Consider the following 23,835-nt stretch of genomic DNA (forward strand, 5'->3'; position numbering starts at 1 on the left):
AACCCACATTGGTGAAAGTTCATGCGCATCACTGAACATCCTGTTCTGCGGTTTGAGCGAGGCAGAAAGGTCACCATCTACTTTGAAGGCCGGCCGATAGAGGCCTACGAGGGGGAGACCATTGCAATGGCACTCCACGCCGCTGGAATTAGAGTCCTCAGCCACAGCGGTGAGAAACACAGACCGAGGGGCCTCTTCTGTGCCATAGGCAAGTGCTCTTCCTGCCTCGTTAAGGTAAACGGCATCCCGAACGTCCGCTCGTGCATAACCCTCGTCGAGGACGGCATGAGGATTGAGATGCAGAAAGGAAAAGAGATACTCCCAAGGACTGCGAAGCCGCCGGAGTGGAAGGATGCAACCAGATACGAGGCGGACGTCGTTGTCATCGGCGGCGGTCCCGCCGGCCTGATGGCGGCGATACACGCGGCTGACGCCGGCGCGAGTGTCATCCTCATTGACGAACAGCCAAAGCTGGGCGGCCAGCTCGTCAAGCAGACCCACAAGTTCTTCGGGAAGAGGGAGCAGTTCGCAGGAGTAAGGGGAGTGGAGATAGCCAGGATCCTCACGGAGGAAGTGAGAAAGAGGGAGAAAATACGGGTCTTCACAGAAACCTCCGCCGTTGGAATCTTCCAGGATGGCGACGAGAAGCTCGTGATCGGTGTCAGGAAGAACCGCGAGCTCGTGGAGTTTTCGGGAAAGGCCCTCGTCGTCGCGACCGGCGCGATGGAGAAGATGATTCCCTTCGAGAACAACGATCTGCCAGGAATCTACGGAGCTGGAGCAATCCAGACCCTCATGAACACCTACGGAGTGAAGCCTGGCGACAGAGTCCTCATCGTCGGAGCTGGCAACGTGGGGCTGATTCTGGCATACCAGCTCATCCAGGCCGGCGTCGAGGTGAAGGCGATAGTCGAGGCCATGCCCAAGGTCGGCGGCTACTTCGTCCACGCTGCCAAGGTGAGGAGGCTCGGCGTTCCAATTCTCACGAGGCACACGATCCTGAGGGCAGAAGGTACGGACAGGGTCGAGAGGGCGGTAGTTGCTCAGCTCGACGAGAACTGGAGGCCGATTCCCGGGACTGAAAAGGTCTTTGAGGTGGACACGATAGCCCTCGCCGTAGGATTGAGGCCGAGCATAGAGCTCCTCCACCAGGCGGGGTGCCAGATAAAGTTCGTCCGAGAGCTGGGAGGCCACGTAGCGGTGAGGGACGAGAGAATGGAGACCACCGTCCAGGGAATCTTCGTCGCTGGCGATTCTGCTGGAATAGAGGAGGCAACTACGGCGATGCTCGAAGGGAAGATAGCAGGAATTGCCGCGGCGCTCAAGGCTGGAGTCGCTACTCCAGAGTGGCTGGGAGAGATAGAGAAGGCCCAGCGCGACCTCGAGGAGTTCCGTTCAGGCCCCTTCGGAAAGCACATCGTTGAGGGAATAAAGAAGGCTCTTCTGCCCGCTGGGGGTGGTTCCAATGTCTGAGATCCCAGAATACCTGAAGAAGGGCTACATAACGCCCGAAGAGCTCTTCAAGATAATCCCAAAGCCGAGCGATGAGAGGCTCAGGGCGAGGCCTGTTGCCGTTCCCGAGTGCCCGCAGGAGATACCATGCGCCCCGTGCAGGGAGGTCTGCCCTACGGGAGCGATAAGCATGCCGACGCCGAACGACCTTCCAATCGTTGACTACGAGAAGTGCGTCGGCTGCTCCCTCTGCGTCCAGATATGCCCCGGTTTGGCGTTTTTCATGGTTCACTATGTTGGGGACAAAGCGAGAATAACGATGCCCTACGAGCTTCTTCCGGTTCCAGAGCGCGGCGATGAGGTGGTTCTCCTCAACCGCGTGGGAGAACCCGTTGGAAAGGGGAAGGTCACGCTCGTAATACCGCGCGAGAAGAGCATGGGGGACACCGCCGTAGTCACGGTGGAGGTTCCAATCGAGCTCGCCTGGGAAGTGAGGACCATCCACGTGCTCGGAGGTGAAGAAGATGACTGAAGAGCCGAGGGAGAAAATAATCATCTGCCGCTGCAACGACGTCACGAAGGAGGAGATAGAGGCCCTCATTGATCGGGGGATAACCGACATCGAGGAAATCAAGAGGCTCCTGAGGATAGGCATGGGGCCCTGCCAGGGAAGGACTTGCCTTCCGCTCGTGATGGGAATTCTCGCGAGGAAGACCGGAAAGAAACAGGAGGGTATTCCACTTCCCGCAACGCGCGTTCCCGTTAGGCCGGTGATGATGGGAGTTTTAGCGGGCGAGATGGGTGATGACGATGAAGAGTGAGGCAAAGACGGTCATCATCGGCGGCGGCATAATAGGTCTCAGCATAGCCTACAACCTCGCCAAGCTCGGCGAGAGCGACATCGTGGTTCTCGAAAAAGGCTACCTCGGAAACGGCTCGACATTCCGCTGTGGAACCGGAATAAGGCAGCAGTTCGGCGATGAAGCAAACATTAGGATGATGAAGCGCTCCGTCGAGTTGTGGAAAGGGCTGAAAGAAGAGCTTGGATACGACGTCGAGTTTACCCAGAGCGGCTACCTCTTCCTGATCTACAGCGAAGAGGAGCTTGAGGCCTTTAATAACAACGTCCGGCTCCAGAACCGCTTTGGAGTTCCTTCGAGGATAATAACACCCGAGGAGGCTAAGGAAATAGTCCCCCCGCTCAACACCGACGGGGTCATAGCGGCCGCGTGGAACCACACGGACGGAAAGGCGAACCCGTTTAAGGCGGTATTTGCCTATGCAAACGCGGCCAAGAGGCTGGGCGTTGAGATATACGAGTACACCGAGGCGAAGGACATCAAGGTCGAAGACGGGAAGATAAAGGCCGTCGTGACCAACAGGGGGGAGATAAGGACGGGCAGGGTCATCAACGCGGCCAACGCCTGGGCGCCGCTCATAAACAAAATGGCAGGAGTGCCGATAAAAATCCCAATAGAACCATATAAGCACCAGAGCGTGAAGACTGAACCCATAAAGCCCGGCCAGATAGAGCCGATGGTCATCTCCTTCAAGCACGGTGGCGTTTACATGACGCAGGAGGCCAATCAGGGCGGCGTCATAGGCGGCTACGGCCTCAAGTACGGGCCGACTTACGACATAACACCGACCTATGACTTCCTTCGCGGTGTAAGCTACCGCTTCGCCCAGATAATCCCTGCGCTCAAGTACGTGAACATCATAAGGGTGTGGGGTGGCTTTTATGCAGAAACCCCCGATCACAACGCGGCCATCGGGAGGATAAACGAGATAGACGAGTTCTACATCGCGGCAGGTTTCAGCGGGCACGGCTTCATGCTTGCCCCGGTTGTTGGAGAGGCCCTGGCCGAGCTCATCGTGGACGGGAAGACCGACAAGCCGCTCGACTTCTACGACCCTTACCGCTTCGAGAGGGGTGAACTGAGGGGTCAGGCACTTCAGATGGGGTGATTTCAATTCTTTTCTTAACATTTCGACGGAAATTTTTATAAATCCTCTCAGCGTAGCCCGAGACATGCCTTTAAGGAAGAGAGAGCGAGTGATAACGCAGGGGAAGCGAGAGAGAACCCTCAAGCTCAAAAAGCTCAGGGTTAAGCGGAGGAACATCGTTATCCTAGCCGTCTCCATGTTCATTGCCAACGTGGCCTTCGGAATGGCCTTCCCGTATCTGAGCGTCTACATGCAGTACCTAGGTGCGACGATGTTCATGGTCGGCCTTCTGAGCGTGGCCTTCAATCTAACCTCTACCGTCTTTCAGTATCCCTTCGGCTGGCTCTCCGACGCCACCAGGAACAGAAAGGGCTTCATCGCGTTCGGTGCTGCTTCCATTGGACTGTTTTATATGATAATGGCATTTGCAACATCTCCTGTCCATGTCCTCCTGCTCCGGACGTTTCAGGGGGCGTTCGGCTCGGCCATGACTCCGGCCCATTCTGCCCTCATCTCTGAGCTTTCAACGAGGGCTGGATCAATCTTCGGCCTGTTCAACTCCATAGAGAACGCCGGCTACATGGTGGGCAACTTCATAGGCTCCGCGGTGGTTGAATACTTCGGCATAAAGGTTCTCTTCATCATCGCTGGCTTTCTCCTCTTCCTTTCGGCCGGGATAGTTCTCCTCATCAGGGAGAGGCCCGCTGGAAGGAGGAGCCTCGTTGGCATGATTCTTGTGCAGGAGGGCAGGGAAAGCTGGAGGGCAACTGTAAAAAGCTCGGCCTTCAAGAAGCTCATGAGAGGCCACCTTGGGCTGTTCTACTTTACAGTCTTCCTAGTGATGGTCGCCAGCGGACAGTTCTACAGTGTCTCCTCGGTCTACTTCAAGGAGGCCTTCGGAGAGTGGAGTGTTGGCGTTCTTTTTGGAATAGAGAGCCTCGCTGCTGCCCTGACCGGATACTTCCTCGGCAGGCTGATAGACAGGTACGGGGCGAAGAGGTTCTACCTCGTATCAATTGCCGGCTACGCTATGGCATTCGTCCTCTACGCAGTTGTTAGAAACGTTTGGCTGGCCTTCGGTGTGGCGTTCCTCTCGGGAATCAAGTGGATACTCACGATAAACTCGACTTCAACATACGTGGCAAGGAAGGTCAGTGTTTCGGAGAGGGCACAGGGCATGGCTCTCCTAAACGGGATGATGAGCCTCGGATGGGTGGTTGGACCGCTTATAGGCGGCTACCTCTCGGAGATAAGCTTCCCGCTCAACTTCTTCAGCACGGTTGTGCCTCTCTCAATAGCGTTCGTCCTGGCTCTAAGACTTCCAGAATGAGATGTGGGCTAAAAAGAAAACGTCAGGCCCTCTCTATCTTCATCTTCTCCCCGCTCTCGAACTCAAGCTCGAGCTTTCCTTTCTGCATCCTCACCTTGACGCCGTCAACGACGGTATCTATCTTTCCGTCTTTGGCCTCGACTCCTAGCATTTCTGCTACCTCTTCCACGCTCTTGAGCGAGCCGTTCATCGTTGTTTCAAGGGTCTCCTCACCCTCGATGGTCACCTTAAGCTTCCCCTTTCCTTCACGGATAAAACTCTCTTCCTTCATGTCTTTCACCTTCTCTGGAGTTGGGGGATGTATGCACGGCATAAACCACCACCAATAAAACTACTTCTCTTCCCGCTTTATCTCCTTTTTGGTGTCCTTCACCATTCGAACCCATATCCCGTGCTGGCCGACTTTTTTGAAGCCGTACTTCTCGTAGAATTTCATCGCGCCATAGTTCTTCTCTCCGACCCATAGCTCTATCCTGCCCGTATCCTTCAGGTATTCGAGGCACTTATCCATCAGCTTGTGGCCGATACCGTGGCCCTGATAGGCTTTATCAACGGCGAACTCGTGGATCGCTCCAACGGTCTTCCCCTCGTACTTGCTGTACCAGTCCTTGTCGCAGACGATAAAGCCGACTATCCTATCTCCAATCTTGGCGACGAAAAAGCCGTCCTTGGCCTTGCCCCAGCACCAGCGGAGGTAGCGCTTCGCGTAGCTCTCCCCCTCGCCACCGTACTCCCTCATGCCCTCGTAGGCGCTCATGTATATCTCAATGAGCCTCTCAAGAGTTTCCTGGTCGAGCTTCTGGAGCTTCTCTATCTTCACTTCTTCGTTCTTCGCTGTCATCAAAGTTGATTGAATCGTCGGGTTTAAAAAGCCTGTCCAGTACTCTCTATGTCAGAGAGAAGGTGGTTGAGATGGGAAAGGCCAAGCCGAAGTACTGTGAAATATGCGGTGCCCCCATCAGGGGACCGGGCCACAGGATAAGGATAGAGAGGGCGGAGGTTCTTGTCTGCGATAAGTGCTACGAAAAGTACGGCGGTAAGAAGCCGGGAACCTTCAGCATAATGCCCACCGGAAGGCAGCCGAGGAGGACTGCAAAACCGGCATCCCGTCCAAAACCCCAGCCGAGACCATACCAGCCGAAGCCGCTCGTTACTGAGGAGATCGTTGAGGACTTTGCGGAGAGGGTTTACAGGGCAATCCAGCGCTCGGGTAAGAGCTACGAGGAGCTTTCACACGAGATCGGGCTTTCCGTGAACGACCTCAGGGCAATAGCACACGGCTACCGCGAGCCTACGATAAAAGAGGCAAGAAAGCTTGAGAGGTACTTCAAGATAAAGCTCATCGAAAGTGCCGGCGAAGAGTCCTTCGAGGAGAAAAAGACAATTCCAAGGGACTACGAACCAACGCTCGGCGACATAGCCAACATAAGGATCAAGAAGAGGAAGAAGAAGTGAAAGTTTAAATTTTTCTTCTTCAAAAAACTTTATTGGTGAGGGGCAATGGGTGAGATAGTCATTGTGGTTCCGAAGGGTCTTGAGAAGATCATCCAGAGAAAAATATCCCTACTGTTGAGGAAGGAAGAGAAAAAGGGCCTAAAAAAAGACATCCTTAAAAAGTATCTCGGCAAGTTCTCTGGTTCGATAAACGAGGAGGAGTGGTACTTTCAATGATCGAAGTCTTCATTGATTCCTCCGTTCTTATTGAAGGACTAAAAGGGAATCCAGAGGCTGTCAAGATTCTGAATTACCTCGCTGATGGTGGTGCAGTTGCAATAATAAATGACATAGTGGTAAGCGAGTTTCTGTTTCATTACATCCGTCTGAAATCTGGAGTATCACCGCTTACAGTCAAAAGCTCTGGAAAGATATCAGAGTTTATAAAGGAGGATGAACCGCTCGACTTCATAACTCAGTTTCATATTCTCCCAACGGATGAAGAAACTTTACTTCAGGCCTACAATTTCATGAGGAGGTACAATCTGCTTCCAAATGACGCTATAATCTTGGCGGCGTGCAAAGTTAACAACATTGAGCGGCTCGCTACTTTGGACGGAGATTTAATAAAAGTGGCTAGGGAAGAGGGGTTAGAACTCCTATAAGTCCAAATCTTCATATTCCCGCTTTTTCCTCTTCCTCTCGATCTCCTCGGCCTTCGTTCTCTTCGGAGGGTGGAAGCCCCTGAGCTTCTCGAAAGTTCCCCAGAGCCTCATCAGCTCCGTCCATGCCTCGCTGTCGGGAGGGACTACGAGGACGTGGGCTGGGGGATGAATGTCCATCAGCCTGCCTATGGCTTTCCTCGGAGGAAGGTCTATCTGGGCAATGACGTGGGCTTTAAACTTCCTCCTCGGCTTCTCGCCGCTAACCTTCTCAAAGACCCACTCTGAGAGGGCCGGCGGTATTATCCTGGGATCCCCCCTTATCTTCATCCCGCCGTAGCGGACGAGGTCAGCTAAAGCCACACTAGCCTTCTGGAAGTTGTCGGCCCTCACGAGCACTATCGTGTTTCTCATGTTCTCACCGGGCCTAAGTTTCTGGCACATCTTTATAAAGGATTGGTACGAAAATAACTGGAGGTGAAAGGTTGTGGACCCATTGAGCGGATTTTTAGGGTCTCTGCTGTGGTGGCTCTTCTTCCTCTACCTGCTGATGTGGCCCCAGCTCCAGTTCAGGGCCCTTCAGGCGGCCAGGGCAAGGCTCATGGCCCAGCTCGCGAGGAAGAGGAACTCCACTGTAATAGCAATGATCCACAGGCAGGAGAGCATAGGACTCTTTGGGATACCAGTCTACAAGTTCATAAGCATCGAGGACAGCGAGGAAGTGCTCAGAGCAATCAGGAGCGCACCAAAGGACAAGCCGATAGACCTGATCATCCACACGCCTGGTGGACTAGTTCTAGCGGCAACCCAGATAGCGAGGGCGCTCAAGGAGCACCCGGCTGAGACGCGCGTCATAGTCCCACACTACGCCATGAGCGGCGGCACACTCATAGCACTCGCCGCTGACAAGATTATCATGGATCCAAACGCAGTCCTCGGCCCAGTTGACCCACAGCTTGGTCAGTACCCAGCTCCGAGCATACTAAGGGCTGTCGAGAAGAAAGGCCCGGAGAAGGTTGACGACCAGACCTTAATCCTGGCCGATGTTGCTGAAAAGGCCATAAAACAGGTTCAGGACTTCGTGTTTAGCCTTCTCAAGGACAAGTACGGCGAGGAAAAGGCCAGGGAGCTGGCCCAGATACTCACGGAGGGCAGATGGACGCACGACTACCCGATAACCGTTGACCACGCCAGGGAGCTTGGACTCAATGTCGAGACCGACGTTCCCGAGGAAGTCTACGCCCTCATGGAGCTCTACAAACAGCCTGTCAAGCAGAGGGGAACCGTCGAGTTCATGCCCTACCCCGTGAAGCAGGAGAGCAAGAAGTGACCTTTCATTTTTTCTTACCAAAACTTTTAAAAACCTGTTGTTAATAAAAGCGTGCGGAAAAATTCTGGAGGGATGTGGAATGTACCTGAAGAAGAGGCACATCGAGATACTCAGGGAAATGAAGAACACCGAGAGCCAGGCAGAAATAGAGGCGAAGCTCCCGGAGGACTTTCAGATAAGGGCGATAGAGCTCTACATACTCGGCTTTGCCGAGCTTGAGGGGGGCAAGATAAAGCTGACCGATGCAGGCAGGAAGCTTCTTGAGATAACCGATAAACTCAGCCTTGAGGAGCTCCCGGATGTAATTGCTGACACCGAGATAATCAAGATGATGGAGCTCCTCGAGGAGACGGGCAAAATCCCCGAGAGCTGGATGGAGAAGCTCAGGGAGAGAAAGCTCGCCGATGAGAACGGCCTTACCCCCTTCGGGAAGGCCCTTCTGGAGGTCTATCGCGAGACCCATCCAGTTGTTTACCTCACGCCCGAGATTGCCTCATTCCTCAGAGGAATGCCCAAGATTGGAACCCTCGATGAGCTTGTAACGTACAAGAACTCAAAGCTCTACGGCGACAACATAGTCAACGCACTCCAGGCCATGAGGCTCCTCCTTATCTCGCCGCCGACCGAGAAGGGCAGGGCCTTCGCCACGACTCCAGCTGCCAAGCTGGCGCTTAAAGCCCTCAATATGATCCCAGTGTTTGCGAGGGCCATCGTGCTCAGGAAAGAGGACTTTGAGATGCTCAAGGCTGGCAAGAGGAACGCAGAACTTGAGAGCATGGGCCTCGCCGACGAGAAGGGCACCACCGAGTTCGGAAAGGCCATAATGGACACCTACGAGGCGATGGGCAGAGTCGAGGAGAAAGTCCTTCCGATGTACCTGCTTGAAGACGAGCTCTCAGTCCTCAAGGCCATTCAGGAGATCGAGAAGAAGTACGAGACCAACCCAGATATACTCCCGACCGAAAAGGAGATAGAGAGGCGCGTTGATGTCAAAGACCTTGGTGCGATCCTGCACCTCCTTGAGAGCAAGGAGCTTATCGAGAGGAGGCTCGTCAAGGAGAAGGACACCTACTGGCTAACCGAGTGGGGCAAAGAGGCGATCAACTTCGGAACGGTCAGTCCGGATGCCATGAAGGCAGTTACCTACGCCGAGAGCGGTGACGTGCCTATAGCCGAGTGGGTGCTCAAGGCCCAGGAGGAGAACGTTGTAAAGGCCGGCGTCACCGACAAGGGCAGGTTCTACCTCAGGCTCAGCAGGGAGATAAAGAGGAAGCCCTTCATAACCCGCTATGATGCCGCAATACTTGCAAAGACCCCGAGGAAGAAGTACATCCACAGGGACGAGCTGGTGGCGCTCGTTCAGGACTACGTTGGCGGAGACGAAAAGGAGATAATCAGGGCCATTGGCGAGGCAGAGGCCAAGGGCTTCGTGGTGGAGCTTCAGAACGGTATGGTCAAGCTCACCGAGCTTGGAGACAAGGTCAAGACAGCCATTGAGAACGCCAAGCTCCAGGAGATAGTCAAGGTCAAGTTCAGCGTCACGCCGACCCTTTACAACGTGCTCAAGGTAATATACGACAACATCGAGACCTTCAACAGGATATGGAAGGAGAAGGGCGAGGCTAGGGACTACAAGATGGAAGAGGTTGACGCCATCAGGAAGCACCTCAGCCTCAGCGACGACGAGATAAAGAAGGCCCTGACAATGCTCAGGGAACTCGGCTTCCTTGGAACCAAGAGCCTCACCGAGGCCGGAAAAGTTCTCGTTGAGGCCTACCTCTGAGGCCTTTTTCCTTACTTTCATTATTGCATTCTGACCTAAACCTTTAAAAAGCAACGACCCTCATTTATAAAGGGTTTTTAAACCCACCATTCGGAGGTGTAAACCTTGGTGGACATGAGCAATGTAAAGCTCAGGATTGAAAATATAGTCGCTTCTGTGGATCTCTTTACAGACCTCAACCTTGAGAAGGTCATAGAGATCTGCCCGAGCTCCAAGTACAATCCGGAGGAGTTCCCGGGTATAATCTGCCGCTTTGACGACCCGAAAGTGGCCCTTCTGATATTCAGCTCGGGAAAGCTCGTTGTAACTGGCGCAAAGAGTGTTGACGACATCAAGAGAGCCGTGTATAAGCTCATAGAGATGCTGAAGAAAATCGGTGCCAAATTCACCAGGGAGCCCCAGATAGACATCCAGAACATGGTATTCAGCGGTGACATCGGTATGGAGTTCAACCTCGATGCCGTTGCTCTGATCCTGCCGAACTGTGAATACGAGCCCGAGCAGTTCCCGGGCGTCATATACCGCGTCAAGGAGCCTAGGGCTGTTATACTGCTCTTCTCCTCTGGAAAGATCGTCTGTTCTGGCGCCAAGAGCGAGCAGGACGCCTGGGAGGCCGTCAAGAAGCTCCTCCGCGAGCTGGAGAAGTACGGCCTCATCGAGGAAGAGGAAGAATGGTGATTCATTCCCTGCCCTTTTTATAACCTCCAATATTGTTTTAAGGACATACGCCTTATGTTTCCAAGGTGGTATTTGATGAACACTCAAGTTCTTGAATGGCTTAGGGCAGGTAACGATGATGCCGAGGACATAGTTGACCTCCCCTGGAACGTCAGGCAGGTGGGAGAGAACCACTACGTTGCCGAGCACCCGAAGATACCGTTTCTCCTGAACGTCATCTTCATGGACGGATTTGTCCGGCTGGCAGTTCCGAGCGGCATCGAGACCATAGCTATGAGGCTTGAGGAAAAGGTGAAGGTCTACCACACGCTCCTCATCCTGAACGAGCGCATGAACCTTCTCAAATTCACGCTCAGCGGCATGAACGATGAGGTGACCCTCAGGGTTGACCTGGACGAGAAGAGCCTCGGAAAGGATGAGTTCAACGACGCCTTAACAGCTCTCCTCGTGGGCATGAACGTTCTAATGGACTCCCTTGGCCTAACCCAGGAGTTCCAGGAGATAGTATTCGAAAGGCTCGCCCTCATGGTGTTTGAGAGGATGCAGAACGGTGCCAGCGAGAGGGAGATAATTGAGTTCCTTACGAAAAAGGTCGGTATGAGCAAGGAAGATGCCGAAGCACTTCTGGCTGAACTTAAAAAAGCTGTCAGAGAGGACGAGAGGGGGTACATTTGAAGTTCGGGATTCTCTATACTCCGATTTTCCTCGAACACAGGCCCGATGGATATCACCCGGAGAACCCTGCTAGGCTAAAAAGAGCCGTTGAAGGGCTGAAAAAAGCCGGTCTGTGGAAAAACGTTATCGAACCTGAAGCAGTTCAGGAAAAGGAGCTCCTCAAGGTTCACGATGAAGAGTACGTGGAGCTGGTAAAAGAGCTGGGAAGGTCTTTTAACTACCTTGATCCAGACACTTACGTTTCTCCAGGCACGTTTAATGCCGCGCTCCACGCCTTTGGGGCTGTTAAGAAGGCTGTTGAACTTGCCTTTGAGGATAAAGGGCTTTACCTTGCCCTCGTCAGACCACCAGGCCACCATGCCGGCAGGAAGGGGAGGGCCTTTAACGCACCGACTCTCGGCTTCTGCATCTTCAACAACGCGGCCTACGCTTCAAAGCTCCTCGAAGGGCTCACCGGAAAGGCCTTGGTTATTGACTTCGACGCCCACCACGGCAACGGAACGCAGGAGATACTCTGGAACGATCCAAATGCAGTCCACATAGACCTCCACGAGAGGGACATCTATCCCGTGAGCGGCTACGAATACGAGGTTGGGGGTAAGGGCGCGGAGGGAACTAAGGTCAACATTCCAATGCCCCACTATTCGGGCGACGATGACTACATCTACGCCTGGAATGAGGTCGTTCTGCCGATAGTTGCCCAGTTCAAGCCGAAGGTCATAGTTATTTCGGCTGGCTTTGACGGCTTCCATGGAGACGGTCTTACGACGCTCCGCCTAAGTGAGGCCTTCTATGCCTACGCAGGGACGACCCTATCAAAATACCCCCTAGTGGTTGTTCTCGAGGGTGGCTACAGTGTTGGACTCGAAAAGGGTCTGCCTGTTTTTATGGCAGGATACCTGAGCGGAGAGCGTTTCGAAGTCTCAGTCCGTCCGTCATTTGAGACTCTGAGCATTATGGAACGGGTGAAGGAAATACTGGGGGAGTGGTGGGAGTTCTGATAAAGAAAAGAGAAAAGCGGCGAGTCTCAAAGCCCCAGCATTTCCTTAGCGGCTTTAACGCCAAGCTCGAAGGCCCTCATGTTTACATCTATCGTCTTCGGCGGGACGCTGATCCTGATGACCTCCTTTATCTGCTCCTCCGAGAGCGGGAAGCCAGGAGTCTGGCTGAGTGCTCCTATGAGGACTACGTTTGTGGTGACGATGTTGCCAGCCTCCATAGCCAACTTCTCGGCGTCGAAGGCCATGAACTTGCCGCCGAAGTCCTCCTCCACGATCTTCTTCATCTCGTCAAGCGTTGGATAGGTCGCGAGCCCCATCGAGACCTGGACGGGCGGGATAGGCCTCGCGTTGGTGAAGACGAGGCCACCCTTCTTGAGGTAGTTGATGTAGCGGAGTGCTTCAACAGGCTCGAAGGAGAGTATGACGTCGGCCTTTCCCTCAGGAACCATTGCTCCGTAAACGTCCTCGCCGAAGCGGACGTAAGCTATGACGCTTCCAAAGCGCTGACTCATTCCATGGACCTCGCCGACACGAACCTTGTAACCTGCCCTTAAAGCCGCCCATCCGAGAAGGTTGGCGGCGGTGAGTATTCCCTGCCCGCCAACTCCGGTGATAACGATGTTGTACTCCTTCATCTCACTCACCCTCCTTCATGGGCTCGAACGCATCGAACGGACATACCTGGGCACATCCACCGCAGCCCCAGCACATCGTTGGGTCGACCTTTGCCTTCTTGGTCTCTGGATCCCAGTAGATCGCAGGACAGCCGTAGGCGTTGATACAAATCTTACAGCCGGTACACTTGTCCTCGACAACGTGGTAGATGGGCCACTTCATTCCCCTTCTGCGCATCTGGCCGATCTTGTAGAGGGCACAGACCTGCCTTGAGACGACGACGCTCACACCCTCAACTTCGAGGGCCTTCTTTATGGTCTCGTAGGTAGCCTTTATGTCGTAGGGATCAACGACCGCAACGAAGTCCGCACCCATGGCCTTGGCAACGTCCTCAATGGGTATCCTCTTACCCATGCCGTGCGGCGTCTGTCCCGTTCCTGGATTTGGCTGGTCGCCGGTCATTGCCGTAACAAGGTTGTCGAGAACCACGATGAGAACGTTGGAGCGGTTGTAGATGGCGTTGGCAAGGGCCGGCAGGCCTGTGTGGTAGAAGGTTGAATCACCGATGGTAGCGACGATAATCTGCTTCTCCTTGCCCTCCTTGTGCTCTTCCTCGGCGAGTGAGCCGTTCATCGCTATGCTGAGTCCGTGACCGATGCCGATGGAAGCACCCATGGCGACCGTTGTATCAACCGTTCTGAGCGGCGGGAGGACACCGAGGGTGTAACAGCCTATGTCGCTCGGGTATATCGCCTTGGGGCCAGCTGCCTTCCTTATGGCGAAGAAGCTGTTTCTGTGCGGGCACGCTGGACAGAGGCTCGGCGGCCTCGGCGGGACTATCTGAGAGACCTTCTCGTATTTCTCGTCGATCTCGGCGAAGTTTATCGGCGTTTCAAGGCCGAGGAACTTGGCTATCGCTTCAACCGCCCTCCTCGTGGTCATCTCATAAACTCTCGGCACGAGGTCCTTTCCGTGGATCGGGATTCTCAGGCCCTTGTCGTAGGCCCAGGTTTTGACCTGCTCCTCGACAACCGGCTCGAGCTCCTCAACTATGAGAACCTTCTCAAGGCCGTCGAAGAACTTCCCAAGCAGGCCGTAGGGGACGGGGAACGGCGTTCCGAGCTTGAGGATCTTGACATCCTCGACTCCGAGCCAGGCAAGGGCCTCCTTGACGTAGGCGTAGCTTAAACCGGGAGCGATGATACCGACCTTCGCATCTTCCTTGCCCTCGATCCAGTTGAACGGGCAGTTGTTGAGTTCCTCGCGTATCTTCTCGATCTTCTCGAGGATCAGCGGGTGGAACTTCCTCGCGTGGGCGGGGACGTCAACGAACCTCGTCGGGTCCTTCTTGAACTTTCCGAACTTCCTCTTACCGGTCTTTATCTCCTCGGGCAGTTCGCCGAGAACAACGTCGCCCCTCGCGTGGGAGCTCCTGGTGGTTGTCCTCAGGATGACGAAGTGTTTGAACTTCTCGCTCAGCTCGAAGGCGTACTTCGTCATCTCCTTTGCCTCGTGGGGCGAACTCGGCTCAAGAACTGGGACGTTTGCGAACTTTGCGTAAACGCGCGTGTCCTGCTCGTTTTGTGAAGACCACATGCTCGGGTCGTCTGCAACCATTATGACGAAGCCTCCCTCAACGCCCATGCCGACCGAGCTGAGGAAGCTGTCGGCCGCGACGTTAAGGCCAACGTGCTTCATTGCCGTCATGGCCCTGAGGCCACTCCAGGCTGCGGCTAAAGCCGTCTCAAAGGCGACCTTCTCGTTGGTCGAGTACTCCATGTAGACTCCTGCCTTCTTTGCGACGGCTGCCATCGTATCGGTAAGCTCTGAACTCGGCGTTCCGGGATAGGCGGCGAAAACCGCTATGTTCGCCTCAAGCGCTCCCCTCGCTATCGCGTGGTTGCCCAGGAGGAGAACCCTCTCCCCGGGCTTGTCCCACAACACTATGTCGGTAACTTTCGCCATCTAAACTGCACCTCCAGATACCTCTTTCAAGAAATCCTCAAGTTCAGCTTCGTCCAAAATGTAAAACGCCTTAACGCCCATTTTTCGGGCCCTGCTAACCATATCTCTGTCTGAGGAGATTAAAATTGCATCAAATTTCTTGGCAGTGGAGATAAAGTATGCATCAGCAGCCCGAGGATGGATTTTTCTTGCGATATCTTTTGCGTCTTCGAATATCCAATCCTCTGAAACCTGGAGAACCCTGCTCGATAGGTACTCTTCAATGAGAGCGACTGCCTCATCCTTCCCAGTAAGCCGTTTGACAAGACTTATGGTCTCAACTACCCCCAGTCGTGGCATAGCTAAGGGAATTTCAGCGCTCTCAGCACTGGATATCGCTCGTCTTGCCAGCTCATTTCTGTGCTCTTTTCCCTTCACTGGTATTACGGCGTCCACCAGAGCGGAAGTGTCAACCACGAGCATCCCGCATCTCCTTCAGGAGTTTGTGGGGGTCTTTCTCGACTTCTCCAATGAGTTCTCTCATCCTTTCGTAGAGGTCGTTGATAGTAGGCGGAGCCACCTTAGGAAGCTTTGCCCCCTTACCCTCAGGCTTTGCATGGGTTTCCATAATCACTCCTCCCTCAGCAAGCCAACGTTCTTCGCCTGCTGGACGAGGGCGTAGGCTCCGGCGGCAACGTCCTCCGGCCTCTCGTAGCTCGGGATTCCGTTGGCCTCAAGAAGTTCCTTCGCCTTCTCGCTGACGTAACCTGCCATGAAGAGTCCAAGGACGGGCTTTCCGTTGTTGACTTCTTTTACGGCTTTGATGACGCCCTCGGCGTGCTCAGTCGGCGTCATTCCCGCAAAGGTCGGGACGACGCAGATGGCTATAAGCATGTCCACGTTCGGGTCCCGGAGGAGGAGCTTAGCAGTCCTGTAGTAGTCCTCTCCGCGGGCAGAGGCTATCATGTCCACCGGGTTCTTCACGGCCGCCATCGGCGGAAGGAAGGAGCGGAGCTCCTCGATAGTTTTCTCCTCAAGGTTGGCCAGCTTGAGGCCCTTTCTGTCTATGGCATCGGCGGTGAGAACTCCCGGGCCGCCGGCGTTGGTCATTATAGCTACGCGTTTGCCCTTCGGGAGCGGCTGGGTAAATGCCCTCGCCATGCTGAGCATGTCGTCGATTGTGTCGGCAACCAGAACCCCGCTCTGCTTGAAAGCTGCTTCGTAAATCTTCCAGCTTCCGGCGAGCGAACCCGTGTGAGATGATGCCGCCCTCGCACCGCTCTCACTCCTGCCTGCCTTGAGCGCTATTACCGGCTTCTTCTTCGTGACCCTCTTTGCAACGTCAATGAACTTCCTGCCGTCCTTGAGGCCCTCGATGTAGAGGGCTATCGCCTTGTCCTCTTTCGTGTCGGCGAGGTACTCCATGAGCTCGGAGAAGTCAACGTCGGCCATGTTGCCTATGCTGACGAACTTGGAAAAGCCGATTCCTTCCTTGACGGTCTTGTAGACTATTCCAGCCCCAAGAGCACCGCTCTGGCTGATGAAGGCTATGCTTCCCTTCTTGGCGTCCATGATGAAGGTGGCGTTCATGTCGTCCTGGGTGTTCATAACGCCGACGCAGTTCGGCCCGATGATCCTCATGCCGTACTTGTGGGCAATCTCCACGAGCTCCCGCTCTTCCCTCTTGCCTTCCTCGCCGGTCTCACCGAAGCCAGCAGTTATGATGACGGCGCCCTTGACGCCCTTCTCACCGGCGTCTATTATCGCCCCCTTAACGAACCTCTTGGGCACTACGATGATAGCTAAGTCAACTTCTCCCGGGATGTCCTTGATGTTCTTGTAGGCCTTAACTCCCTGAACAACCTCGTCCTTGACGTTCACTGGATAGACCTTCCCGGCTTTGTACTTCTTGAGGTTCTTGAAGACCTCGTAGCCCAGCTTGAGCGGGTCGTTTGATGCCCCGATGACCGCTATCCCCCTCGGCTTGAAGAAGTAGTCGAACGTCATCAATCACTCACCGTTTAAATCTCGGTTAGAGCGTATATAAGCTTTCCCAAAACGGGCATCGGAGAAAATAAGGGCTTTGATGGACTCAAAGAGACGTTGATGAGCGGTGAGGTTCCTAGACAATGAGGCAGATTAAGCAACGACCTTACGAAAGCCTTAAATACTAATCTGGATTAGTACTAATCATGATTAGGAAATTTGTTGACAGGGAAAGGGAGCTGGGGATCCTCGAAAAGGAATGGAGGAACACTCCGTCCTTTGTCGTCATCTACGGAAGGAGAAGGGTAGGAAAAACCAGGCTCCTCGTGGAGTTTTCCAGGGGAAAGAGGGCCATCTTCCACACATTCATGGAGGGGACGAAAGAGAGCCAAATTAAAAGCCTCACAGAAGAACTTGCAGATTTCTTCGACGATGAGGTCTTCCTGAGCTTCTCCGACTGGTACCCCCTCTTCAAGTACCTTTCGGGAAAAATTGACAATAAAACGCTTCTGGTCTTCGACGAGTTCACCTACGCAATCAAAAGCGATAAAGGCATCTTGAGCGCCCTTCAGAGGGTCTGGGACCACGAGCTGAGCAGCAAACCAGTGATGCTCGTCCTCTCGGGTTCCCTGATGGGAATGATGGAGGATGAGGTTCTGAGCCACTCATCCCCGCTCTACGGCAGGAGAACAGCTGGCTTCAGGCTCCGCCCACTTGGGCTCTTCCCGTCACTCGGGTTCTTTGAGGACTTTGAGGAGGGTCTGAAGTTCTACATGCTCCTCGGGGGAGTTCCAGCTTATCTCATCATCGCTTCCCGTTACAAGACAGTTGGGGACTTCGTTGAGGGGGAGTTCCTCACTCCAGAGGGATACTTCTACGATGAGCCATACATAGTCCTCTCCGAACTCAGGGAGCTGAAGACCTACTTTTCAATCCTCTCGGCGATGGCCTCCGGGAGAAGAAAGCCCTCTGAAATAGCGAGCGGAGCCGGCTTGGATGGGAGGAAAATTTATCCCTACCTTGAGACCCTGATGAGGCTCGGTTTCGTGGAAAGGGAGCTTCCCGTTGCGAGAAAGGAAAAACGAGGCCTCTATAGAATCTCCGATCCAATGCTTATGAGCTGGTTCTCGCTCGTTTATTCAAACAGGACCGGGATAGAGCTTGGAACCATAACCCTCAACGATGTTGGGGAAACCCTCCAGAGGATTTTCTCCTTCCGCTTTGAGGACGTTTCAAAGGAGTTTCTCATCGAGCTGAACAAAGAAGGAAAGCTCCCCTTTAGGTTCACTAAAATCGGCCGCTGGTGGCATAAAAACAAGGAAATTGATCTCGTTGCCTTGAACGAGCACGAGAAGAAAGCCCTTTTCGTCGAGGTTAAGTGGAAGGAGTTAAGCGAGAGGGAAGCGAGGGGAATTTTAAAGGACTTGGAGAGGAAGGCGGGACTCGTTGAACTGAGAGGGTGGGAGAAGCGTTACGGGCTTGTGGCGAAAAAGATCAAGGGAAAAGAGGAGCTAAGAGGAAAGAGCTTCCTGGCCTGGGATCTAGAGGATTTTGAAGACATTTAGGATGATTAAGTTACGGACAATGCTGCAAGACCCTTTTACCTTCACCTCAGCCAAAGGGAGCACCCGAAACCTTTAAGTAAGCTTCGGTTATTTTAACTCTGGAGGTGATGGCGATGGTGAAGGTGAAGTTCCTGGGCCACGCGGCTTTTCTGATCGAGGGAAGCAAGAAGATACTCATAGACCCGTTCCTCAGCGGCAACCCGAAGGCCGCCGTCAAGCCTGAGGAGGTTGAGGCAGACCTCATACTCGTTACCCACGCCCACGGCGACCACATTGGAGATGCTATAGAGATAGCGAGGAGAAGCGGAGCAAAAATAGTTGCCATGTATGACATAGCCAACTACATCTCCCAGAAGGCGAGCGATGTAGAGACCATTGGCATGAACTACGGGCCAACCACTATTGATGGGGTCTTCATCGTCCAGGTTCCAGCCTGGCACTCAAGCAGTGATGGAGTGCACAACATAGGCAATCCCTGCGGCTACATAGTTAAGCTCGACGGAGTGACCATCTACCACGCGGGGGATACATTCGTCTTCGGAGACATGGCACTCTTCAACGAGCTCTACGGCCCGATTGACGTTGCCCTCCTCCCGATAGGCGGGCACTTCACGATGGGACCGAGGGAAGCCGCCAAAGCCGTCGAGCTCCTCAAGCCGAGGAAAGTCGTTCCGATGCACTACAACACCTGGCCGCCGATCGCCCAGGACCCCGAGGAGTTCAAGAGGCTCGTCGGTGACAAGGCGGAGGTTGTTATCCTCCAGCCTGGAGAGGAGCTTGAGCTTTGAAAAACCTTTTAAATTTCTCTTCTTAGCTTACTTCTAGGTGGTGAAATGGGCAGAAAAATCCCAGCGGTGGCAGTAATAGCGCTGTTCCTATTTCCATTGTTGCTCCCCACTGCGAGCGGGCAGAATCAAGACTACGAATATGACCTCATAATAGTCCGTAACGACGACCTCATTGACTACATAGTGGCGCTTCCCTATTCAAAGCATCTGGATGTTCCCATTCTCCCCGTAAACCCGCAGGAGCTTGACCCCGCTACCCTGGCCCAGCTTCAAAGCTATGAGCAGTTCGGCTGGTACCACGTCCTAGTTATAGGTGACTATCAGGCGATAAGTCAGAGAGTCCAGGAGCAGCTTATGAGTCTTGGCTTTCAGGTCACCAGGATAGGTGGTGAGACCAGGGTTGATACCGCCGCTAAGCTGGCCGAGGAGTTCTACCCCTCTGGAATCGACGCCGTCGTCCTGGCCAGTGCGAGTGACTACGGTTCTGCTCTCGCCGCCGCCAGATGGGCAATGGCCTACGACAGGCCGTTTCTCCTCACCAACCCTTCGAATATATCCCAATCCGTTAAGGACACCCTCGCCAGATTGAAACCAGAAACGGTGATTCTCATTGGAGCGGGTCTCTCCAAAAATATTGAGAAAGAACTACAAGACATGGGATACAACACCTATTGGCTCCAGGAGAACATAACTATATCCGTACCGACTTCCACTGTTCCTGAGGGAATAAACTGGGGCTACGTAGTGGGGGCTGTTGTACTTACACTAGCCGTTGCAATTCCTGCTTCGCTATACTATGCCAAGAAGAAGTGGGCCGCCAACAGGGTCCCAATTGAGGTTTTAACCGAGAAGGAGCGTGCGGTCGTTAAGGCGATCCTCGAAAATGGGGGAACCATAAAGCAGGAGGAGCTTCCAGAGCTTACGGGCTATTCGCGCCCAACCATAAGCAGGATAATCCAGGAGCTCGAGAAGAAACAGCTCGTCGAGCGCGAGAAAACAGGGAAGACTTTCATTGTGAAGCTGACGAAGGAAATCATCATGCGTGACTGAGGGTCGGACAAGCCCTCCGCTCATCACTTTTCTCAGGGTCCTGGCTGTCTCCTCATCCCCAAAAAAGAGGGAAAATCGAATCACTTGCGGAAGAGATGGCCGTGAGCCTTGTTCACGTGCCTCGTGTATGCCTTGGCACTGCGGAAGACCATCCCACACCTCGGGCAGCGGAAGAGTATCTCTCCGTCCCTGTCCTCGATCTTGATGGCCTTCAGCACCGCCATCTCCTCCACCCCCGCCCATCCTTTGGGTTTGGACTTTTAAATTTTGCTGGTTAAACCCAAATCCTGTTCCCCTTGACTTTCAGGTATCCAAGCGTCTGTAAGGTTTTGAGGAAGTCCTCTATGGCGTCTTCATCGTAGTAGATGTTCACTCTATCCCCTTCGGCTTCCACCGTTATGGGCTCTATCTCCATAAGCGCCTCTATAAGTTCGTTCTTTCTCCTGTGCTTCTCCGCTAGTTCAAGAATCTTTTCGGCCAGTACAGAGCGGGCTATCGCATCAAAAGTCGCTTCAACCAGGCTCTCTTCAGTTGCATACTCCTCTGCAATTTCAAGCGCATTCTCGAGAAGCTCCCTGTCAACTTCAAGGACTTCAACGTAGTAGTGCTTGCTCAGAGTGTACTCCGTTATGAGGGTTGCATTCAGATCATCGAGCTCGTCAAGCTCCTCTTCAAGCCCGTCAATTGGAAACCTGAGCTCAAGCTCTAGGTTATCCAATGGTGGTTTCCCTCTTAAAACTAGCACTCCGTCGCGCTCCTCAACGGCTCCCTCCTCTATCAGGGCCGTTATCAGGGACAGCTTCGAGAGATCTGGCTCTTCAAAAAGCTCGCTCAAGGGCTTTTCCTGGCCGACTTCCCAGTCGCGCATAAGCTCCTCATAGGCAAGCTGGATTGCTTCAAGTTCTTCCCCGAGGATAGGGGCCTTGGGACTGAGTTCAACGAGTTTTGAGTATTTTCCCCTAACTATCAGGTAGTGCTCTATCTCTGGCTTCGTTTCCTCGACTGGCCTGTTCATTATTCCTGCCCTGCTGAGCTTTCTAGAGAGTTCGTTCATATCCTCACGGCTTAACACTTCAAGCCTCACGGTCTCCACCTATCTTAGACTGTTCTTGAGGATTATAACCTTTCCTCAGCAGGGTCTCAAGAAGAGCTTTCGCTGGCTTGTTCGTCACGATGCTGAGAGTCTCTTTCACCTCGTTTTCCAGTCCGGGTTCGTATCTAGCGTATAGAAGGAGTGCATAGGCTACTACCTTTGGATCTCCCTCGTTCAGAATCTCCATGGAGGAAGCAAGTATTGGGTCTTCAAGCAGTCTGTTTGCCAGTTCCTCAATTTTCGCCTTGTCATCTGCCTGTACTGCCTCCTTGAGCGGTTTGTAAAACCTTTCAAGGAGAGTTCTCGCCATGCGCTCCCTCTCAACGAGGTCTGAGCCGGGGCTTTCCCCGGGTTTCCTTTTGAAGAGAAGGTAGTAAACGACGGGTATCGCAAACAGGAGCATGAGCACAACGTAGAGCTTTATCGGAATTTTTATTCCGCTTTCTATCCTTCTGGACACAATAACGAGGACTGCTGTTCCAAGGATCATTCCCACCAGTGTTATGAGAACGTAGTAAGCGGAGTAATCCTTAATCTGGGGCCCCTTAGCTTTCACACCTAACTCCTCGATGTGTTTCAGCCTGTCCTCAGCTATTTCTATTATTGCATTGAGCCGTTTTTCACGCTTTTCTATTTCTTCAAAGACGTCCATAGACCTCCCCCCGATACTTGGTGCTCGAAGATTAATAGTCTTCTGGTCTTCCAGCGGCGACAACCCTGTAGAATGCAATTGCTCCGACGAGGGCATAGAGGTAAGTTGTGAGGGTCTTGTAGAGGAATGCAGTAACGATCTGGGCCGCTCCGTTGCCTATGGCAATGGTAACACCCAGTTCATTTGCTCCAATTCCACCAGGAGTCCCTAGGACTCCTCCCAAAAACGTGGAATAAAGGACACCTTTGAATGCTTCCCCATAGGAGATTTGAACTCCGACCGATTTGCCCACGAGAAAAAGTGTGGTTGCGTTTGAGAATACCATAGAGACCCCCACCAGAATAGCTAGAAGTACAGAACTTCCCCCTTTGGCTTCCCTCCATCCTTTGTACATTTTGTCGAGCCTTTCAACGGATTTCATTACCCAGAAGAGAGGATAAACAGCGTAGTATGCGACCCTGTCAAAGATCATAGTGACGCCCAGTATAACCGCCAGGATGCCGGCTATTGGGTTTCTCGCCATAACTGCGACCATTATAAGGCCCGAAATATACTCCGTGGCCATTGCCAGGAGCCCAATGCCGAAGGTGTACCAATAGTCAGTCCCAAGAAGGCGAACCTTAACCAAGAACCCGACCGCAGAGTTGAGGGAAAACCCGAGATACGTCCCTGAAAGCGTCGCGAGTAGCGTTCTCCTGAAACTGATGCCCCTCTTCTTCAGGTAGACGTACCAGAGCGTAGTGTAGAGGAGATAGCCCGCTAAACCTGTGATGCAGGCGAGAAGAAAATATGGAGAGAGCAACAGCCCCGGACTGAGCTCAACCGACGAAGCCTCCGAGTGAACGCGGTATATCAGGTAGGAGGTTATGCCTATCGTCAGTACTATTGTTAGAGCTTTTCTCTTGTTGCCCAATTTACTGCCCCTCTAGGAGCTTTCTGACGTAGCGCGGCATCTGGAAGAGGGTTTCGTGCCTCTCGGGATCGTAGTAGTAGAGGTCGAGCTTCTTTGCCCTCTCAAGGTCTATCCTGGTGAAGTCAACGTCTCCCTTGACCCCAACGAGGAAGCTCCAGGGCGAGGCGTAGCCTATTACCGGGAAGCTGAAGTAGTACACCCTGTCAAAGACTTTCTTCATGGCCTTATACGCGTCGAGGAGCTCGTTCGTGAACAAGTAAACGCTGCCGGCCTGGGTAACGTAAAGACCCTTCTCGTTCAGCTTCTCGTAGGCGTCCCTGTAAAACTCTTCGCTGAAGAGAAGCTTCGCGGGGCCGACTGGATCGGTTGAGTCCACGATTATAACGTCGAAGCGTTCATCAGTTTCCCTGAGGTACTTGACGCCGTCGCCGATTATCAGCTCGGCCCGTGGCTCTTCCTTCTTTATGAGCCTGTCCAAAAGGTCTTTGGCGACGTCAAGGTAGAGGTAAGACGCTTCCACAACACCCTCGTCTATCTCCACCATTATGGCCTTCTCAACGGTGTCATGCCTAAGAACCTCGCGGAGCGTTCCACCGTCTCCACCGCCGATGACGAGAACCTTCCTCGGGTTCGGGTGTGCAAGCATTACAGGGTGTACCAGGACTTCGTGATAGCTCTCCTCACCAACCTCCACAAGTTGGACGGTTCCATCCAGGACAAGGAGCTTCCCAAAGCCCTCCGTCTCGTATATCTCAAGACGCTGGTATTCCGTCTGGGTCTCAAACAGTCTCCTCTTCACCTTAAACCCGACTCCGTAGCCGCGAGGGTACCATTCGATGAAAGCCCTCTCCTGCTCGTTGTATCCCATGAGTCTCACCACCGGTGGATACGATGTTGGGTTTTAAAGCTTAGCGTGGCGAGAGGTTTATTAAGAAAA

Annotated in this window: 29 protein-coding genes; 16 read left to right on the forward strand and 13 right to left on the reverse strand. The window is 53.5% G+C overall.

Annotated elements, in window-relative coordinates; all coding sequences use genetic code 11:
* Positions 1-21 precede the first annotated feature (21 nt).
* From TK_RS00590 to TK_RS00610, 5 genes are all read left to right on the forward strand, one after another.
* A complete protein-coding gene (locus tag TK_RS00590) occupies positions 22-1,473 on the forward strand; it encodes an FAD-dependent oxidoreductase (protein ID WP_011249074.1) in 1,452 nt (483 codons plus the stop codon).
* Positions 1,466-1,984, forward strand: a complete 519-nt coding sequence (locus tag TK_RS00595) for a 4Fe-4S dicluster domain-containing protein (protein ID WP_011249075.1) — start codon at positions 1,466-1,468, stop codon at positions 1,982-1,984. The genes TK_RS00590 and TK_RS00595 overlap by 8 nt, the downstream gene beginning before the upstream one ends.
* Positions 1,977-2,273: a (2Fe-2S)-binding protein gene (locus tag TK_RS00600; RefSeq protein WP_011249076.1), complete on the forward strand. Its 297-nt coding sequence runs from the start codon at positions 1,977-1,979 to the stop codon at positions 2,271-2,273. The genes TK_RS00595 and TK_RS00600 overlap by 8 nt, the downstream gene beginning before the upstream one ends.
* Positions 2,263-3,420: an NAD(P)/FAD-dependent oxidoreductase gene (locus tag TK_RS00605; protein ID WP_011249077.1), complete on the forward strand. Its 1,158-nt coding sequence runs from the start codon at positions 2,263-2,265 to the stop codon at positions 3,418-3,420. Before TK_RS00600 ends, TK_RS00605 begins: the two co-directional genes overlap by 11 nt.
* Before the next feature lie 64 nt (positions 3,421-3,484).
* Positions 3,485-4,729: an MFS transporter gene (locus TK_RS00610; RefSeq protein ID WP_011249078.1), complete on the forward strand. Its 1,245-nt coding sequence runs from the start codon at positions 3,485-3,487 to the stop codon at positions 4,727-4,729.
* Between the two features lie 22 nt (positions 4,730-4,751).
* Here TK_RS00610 and TK_RS00615 read toward each other — a convergent pair whose 3' ends face one another.
* Positions 4,752-5,042 (reverse strand): hypothetical protein, encoded by a 291-nt coding sequence (locus tag TK_RS00615; protein ID WP_011249079.1) that lies wholly within the window; start codon positions 5,040-5,042, stop codon positions 4,752-4,754.
* Positions 5,043-5,060: 18 nt separating this feature from the next.
* Positions 5,061-5,570, reverse strand: a complete 510-nt coding sequence (locus TK_RS00620) for a GNAT family N-acetyltransferase (protein WP_011249080.1) — start codon at positions 5,568-5,570, stop codon at positions 5,061-5,063.
* A gap of 71 nt (positions 5,571-5,641) precedes the next feature.
* On the opposite strand from TK_RS00620, the gene TK_RS00625 reads away from it, so the two are divergent.
* The 3 genes from TK_RS00625 to TK_RS00630 are packed head-to-tail and all read left to right on the forward strand — an operon-like array spanning position 5,642 to position 6,828.
* Positions 5,642-6,184, forward strand: coding sequence for a multiprotein bridging factor aMBF1 (locus TK_RS00625; protein WP_011249081.1), 543 nt, complete (start codon positions 5,642-5,644; stop codon positions 6,182-6,184).
* A 45-nt stretch (positions 6,185-6,229) separates the two neighbouring features.
* The gene (locus TK_RS12080) at positions 6,230-6,400 is read left to right on the forward strand and encodes a hypothetical protein (protein WP_011249082.1); all 171 of its coding nucleotides are present in this window, start codon (positions 6,230-6,232) and stop codon (positions 6,398-6,400) included.
* Entirely contained in the window at positions 6,397-6,828 is a 432-nt protein-coding gene (locus TK_RS00630) for a type II toxin-antitoxin system VapC family toxin (protein ID WP_011249083.1), read from the forward strand. Before TK_RS12080 ends, TK_RS00630 begins: the two co-directional genes overlap by 4 nt.
* Here the strand turns inward: TK_RS00630 and TK_RS00635 are convergent.
* A complete protein-coding gene (locus TK_RS00635) occupies positions 6,823-7,239 on the reverse strand; it encodes a DUF356 domain-containing protein (RefSeq protein ID WP_011249084.1) in 417 nt (138 codons plus the stop codon). The two genes, TK_RS00630 and TK_RS00635, sit on opposite strands and share 6 nt — an antisense overlap.
* Positions 7,240-7,312: 73 nt before the next feature.
* Between TK_RS00635 and TK_RS00640 the strand changes: the two genes are divergently transcribed.
* The 5 genes from TK_RS00640 to TK_RS00660 all read left to right on the forward strand — a co-directional run bounded on the left by TK_RS00640 (position 7,313) and on the right by TK_RS00660 (position 12,292).
* Positions 7,313-8,155, forward strand: a complete 843-nt coding sequence (locus tag TK_RS00640; RefSeq protein WP_011249085.1) for an SDH family Clp fold serine proteinase — start codon at positions 7,313-7,315, stop codon at positions 8,153-8,155.
* Between the two features lie 37 nt (positions 8,156-8,192).
* Positions 8,193-9,938 carry a DUF505 domain-containing protein gene (locus tag TK_RS00645; RefSeq protein ID WP_232500588.1) on the forward strand — a complete coding sequence of 582 codons (1,746 nt, stop codon included), beginning with the start codon at positions 8,193-8,195 and terminating at the stop codon, positions 9,936-9,938.
* Positions 9,939-10,043: 105 nt separating this feature from the next.
* Positions 10,044-10,616, forward strand: coding sequence for a TATA-box-binding protein (locus TK_RS00650; RefSeq protein ID WP_011249087.1), 573 nt, complete (start codon positions 10,044-10,046; stop codon positions 10,614-10,616).
* Positions 10,617-10,691: 75 nt separating this feature from the next.
* Positions 10,692-11,291, forward strand: a complete 600-nt coding sequence (locus TK_RS00655) for a hypothetical protein (RefSeq protein WP_011249088.1) — start codon at positions 10,692-10,694, stop codon at positions 11,289-11,291.
* Positions 11,288-12,292: a histone deacetylase family protein gene (locus TK_RS00660; RefSeq protein ID WP_011249089.1), complete on the forward strand. Its 1,005-nt coding sequence runs from the start codon at positions 11,288-11,290 to the stop codon at positions 12,290-12,292. Before TK_RS00655 ends, TK_RS00660 begins: the two co-directional genes overlap by 4 nt.
* A gap of 26 nt (positions 12,293-12,318) precedes the next feature.
* On the opposite strand, the gene TK_RS00665 is transcribed toward TK_RS00660, so the two are convergent.
* From TK_RS00665 to TK_RS00680, 5 genes are read right to left on the reverse strand one after another with little or no spacing between them, the layout of a single operon-like run.
* Positions 12,319-12,927 (reverse strand): indolepyruvate oxidoreductase subunit beta, encoded by a 609-nt coding sequence (locus TK_RS00665; protein WP_011249090.1) that lies wholly within the window; start codon positions 12,925-12,927, stop codon positions 12,319-12,321.
* A 1-nt stretch (position 12,928) separates the two neighbouring features.
* Positions 12,929-14,872: an indolepyruvate ferredoxin oxidoreductase subunit alpha gene (gene iorA, locus TK_RS00670; RefSeq protein ID WP_011249091.1), complete on the reverse strand. Its 1,944-nt coding sequence runs from the start codon at positions 14,870-14,872 to the stop codon at positions 12,929-12,931.
* Positions 14,873-15,334 (reverse strand): type II toxin-antitoxin system VapC family toxin, encoded by a 462-nt coding sequence (locus TK_RS00675; protein ID WP_011249092.1) that lies wholly within the window; start codon positions 15,332-15,334, stop codon positions 14,873-14,875.
* On the reverse strand, positions 15,321-15,479 hold the full coding sequence (locus TK_RS12085; RefSeq protein WP_011249093.1) for a hypothetical protein: 159 nt from the start codon (positions 15,477-15,479) through the stop codon (positions 15,321-15,323). The genes TK_RS00675 and TK_RS12085 overlap by 14 nt, the downstream gene beginning before the upstream one ends.
* 2 nt (positions 15,480-15,481) lie before the next feature.
* Positions 15,482-16,858 (reverse strand): acetate--CoA ligase family protein, encoded by a 1,377-nt coding sequence (locus TK_RS00680; RefSeq protein WP_011249094.1) that lies wholly within the window; start codon positions 16,856-16,858, stop codon positions 15,482-15,484.
* Positions 16,859-17,043: 185 nt separating this feature from the next.
* Here TK_RS00680 and TK_RS00685 point away from each other — a divergent pair, with 185 nt between their 5' ends.
* The 3 genes from TK_RS00685 to TK_RS00695 all read left to right on the forward strand — a co-directional run bounded on the left by TK_RS00685 (position 17,044) and on the right by TK_RS00695 (position 20,240).
* On the forward strand, positions 17,044-18,402 hold the full coding sequence (locus tag TK_RS00685) for an ATP-binding protein (RefSeq protein ID WP_011249095.1): 1,359 nt from the start codon (positions 17,044-17,046) through the stop codon (positions 18,400-18,402).
* Positions 18,403-18,515: 113 nt separating this feature from the next.
* Positions 18,516-19,190, forward strand: coding sequence for a metal-dependent hydrolase (locus TK_RS00690; RefSeq protein ID WP_011249096.1), 675 nt, complete (start codon positions 18,516-18,518; stop codon positions 19,188-19,190).
* 45 nt (positions 19,191-19,235) lie between these two features.
* Positions 19,236-20,240, forward strand: a complete 1,005-nt coding sequence (locus TK_RS00695) for a cell wall-binding repeat-containing protein (protein ID WP_011249097.1) — start codon at positions 19,236-19,238, stop codon at positions 20,238-20,240.
* An 80-nt stretch (positions 20,241-20,320) separates the two neighbouring features.
* On the opposite strand, the gene TK_RS00700 is transcribed toward TK_RS00695, so the two are convergent.
* From TK_RS00700 to speE, 5 genes are read right to left on the reverse strand one after another with little or no spacing between them, the layout of a single operon-like run.
* Positions 20,321-20,464 carry a C2H2-type zinc finger protein gene (locus TK_RS00700; RefSeq protein WP_011249098.1) on the reverse strand — a complete coding sequence of 48 codons (144 nt, stop codon included), beginning with the start codon at positions 20,462-20,464 and terminating at the stop codon, positions 20,321-20,323.
* A gap of 50 nt (positions 20,465-20,514) precedes the next feature.
* Positions 20,515-21,324 (reverse strand): hypothetical protein, encoded by an 810-nt coding sequence (locus TK_RS00705; protein WP_011249099.1) that lies wholly within the window; start codon positions 21,322-21,324, stop codon positions 20,515-20,517.
* Entirely contained in the window at positions 21,314-21,985 is a 672-nt protein-coding gene (locus TK_RS00710) for a hypothetical protein (RefSeq protein ID WP_011249100.1), read from the reverse strand. Before TK_RS00710 ends, TK_RS00705 begins: the two co-directional genes overlap by 11 nt.
* A 31-nt stretch (positions 21,986-22,016) precedes the next feature.
* On the reverse strand, positions 22,017-22,898 hold the full coding sequence (locus TK_RS00715; RefSeq protein ID WP_011249101.1) for a lysylphosphatidylglycerol synthase domain-containing protein: 882 nt from the start codon (positions 22,896-22,898) through the stop codon (positions 22,017-22,019).
* Position 22,899: 1 nt separating this feature from the next.
* Positions 22,900-23,766, reverse strand: coding sequence for a polyamine aminopropyltransferase (gene speE / locus TK_RS00720; RefSeq protein WP_011249102.1), 867 nt, complete (start codon positions 23,764-23,766; stop codon positions 22,900-22,902).
* Positions 23,767-23,835: the final 69 nt, after the last annotated feature.

The organism is Thermococcus kodakarensis KOD1 (assembly GCF_000009965.1).
Lineage (GTDB): Archaea > Methanobacteriota_B > Thermococci > Thermococcales > Thermococcaceae > Thermococcus > Thermococcus kodakarensis.

Bases quoted from the DNA above. Each gene is read 5' to 3' on its own strand.
- TK_RS00685 (WP_011249095.1), top strand. From the start codon at position 17,044: ATGATTAGGAAATTTGTTGACAGGGAAAGGGAGCTGGGGATCCTCGAA.
- TK_RS12080 (WP_011249082.1), top strand. From the start codon at position 6,230: ATGGGTGAGATAGTCATTGTGGTTCCGAAGGGTCTTGAGAAGATCATC.
- TK_RS00700 (WP_011249098.1), bottom strand. From the start codon at position 20,464: ATGGCGGTGCTGAAGGCCATCAAGATCGAGGACAGGGACGGAGAGATA.
- TK_RS00615 (WP_011249079.1), bottom strand. From the start codon at position 5,042: ATGCCGTGCATACATCCCCCAACTCCAGAGAAGGTGAAAGACATGAAG.
- iorA (WP_011249091.1), bottom strand. From the start codon at position 14,872: ATGGCGAAAGTTACCGACATAGTGTTGTGGGACAAGCCCGGGGAGAGG.
- TK_RS00590 (WP_011249074.1), top strand. From the start codon at position 22: ATGCGCATCACTGAACATCCTGTTCTGCGGTTTGAGCGAGGCAGAAAG.
- TK_RS00630 (WP_011249083.1), top strand. From the start codon at position 6,397: ATGATCGAAGTCTTCATTGATTCCTCCGTTCTTATTGAAGGACTAAAA.
- TK_RS00690 (WP_011249096.1), top strand. From the start codon at position 18,516: ATGGTGAAGGTGAAGTTCCTGGGCCACGCGGCTTTTCTGATCGAGGGA.
- TK_RS00610 (WP_011249078.1), top strand. From the start codon at position 3,485: ATGCCTTTAAGGAAGAGAGAGCGAGTGATAACGCAGGGGAAGCGAGAG.
- TK_RS00600 (WP_011249076.1), top strand. From the start codon at position 1,977: ATGACTGAAGAGCCGAGGGAGAAAATAATCATCTGCCGCTGCAACGAC.
- TK_RS00605 (WP_011249077.1), top strand. From the start codon at position 2,263: ATGAAGAGTGAGGCAAAGACGGTCATCATCGGCGGCGGCATAATAGGT.
- TK_RS00675 (WP_011249092.1), bottom strand. From the start codon at position 15,334: ATGCTCGTGGTTGACACTTCCGCTCTGGTGGACGCCGTAATACCAGTG.
- TK_RS00635 (WP_011249084.1), bottom strand. From the start codon at position 7,239: ATGAGAAACACGATAGTGCTCGTGAGGGCCGACAACTTCCAGAAGGCT.
- TK_RS00665 (WP_011249090.1), bottom strand. From the start codon at position 12,927: ATGAAGGAGTACAACATCGTTATCACCGGAGTTGGCGGGCAGGGAATA.
- TK_RS12085 (WP_011249093.1), bottom strand. From the start codon at position 15,479: ATGGAAACCCATGCAAAGCCTGAGGGTAAGGGGGCAAAGCTTCCTAAG.
- TK_RS00655 (WP_011249088.1), top strand. From the start codon at position 10,692: ATGAACACTCAAGTTCTTGAATGGCTTAGGGCAGGTAACGATGATGCC.
- TK_RS00680 (WP_011249094.1), bottom strand. From the start codon at position 16,858: ATGACGTTCGACTACTTCTTCAAGCCGAGGGGGATAGCGGTCATCGGG.
- TK_RS00695 (WP_011249097.1), top strand. From the start codon at position 19,236: ATGGGCAGAAAAATCCCAGCGGTGGCAGTAATAGCGCTGTTCCTATTT.
- TK_RS00625 (WP_011249081.1), top strand. From the start codon at position 5,642: ATGGGAAAGGCCAAGCCGAAGTACTGTGAAATATGCGGTGCCCCCATC.
- TK_RS00595 (WP_011249075.1), top strand. From the start codon at position 1,466: ATGTCTGAGATCCCAGAATACCTGAAGAAGGGCTACATAACGCCCGAA.
- speE (WP_011249102.1), bottom strand. From the start codon at position 23,766: ATGGGATACAACGAGCAGGAGAGGGCTTTCATCGAATGGTACCCTCGC.
- TK_RS00710 (WP_011249100.1), bottom strand. From the start codon at position 21,985: ATGGACGTCTTTGAAGAAATAGAAAAGCGTGAAAAACGGCTCAATGCA.
- TK_RS00620 (WP_011249080.1), bottom strand. From the start codon at position 5,570: ATGACAGCGAAGAACGAAGAAGTGAAGATAGAGAAGCTCCAGAAGCTC.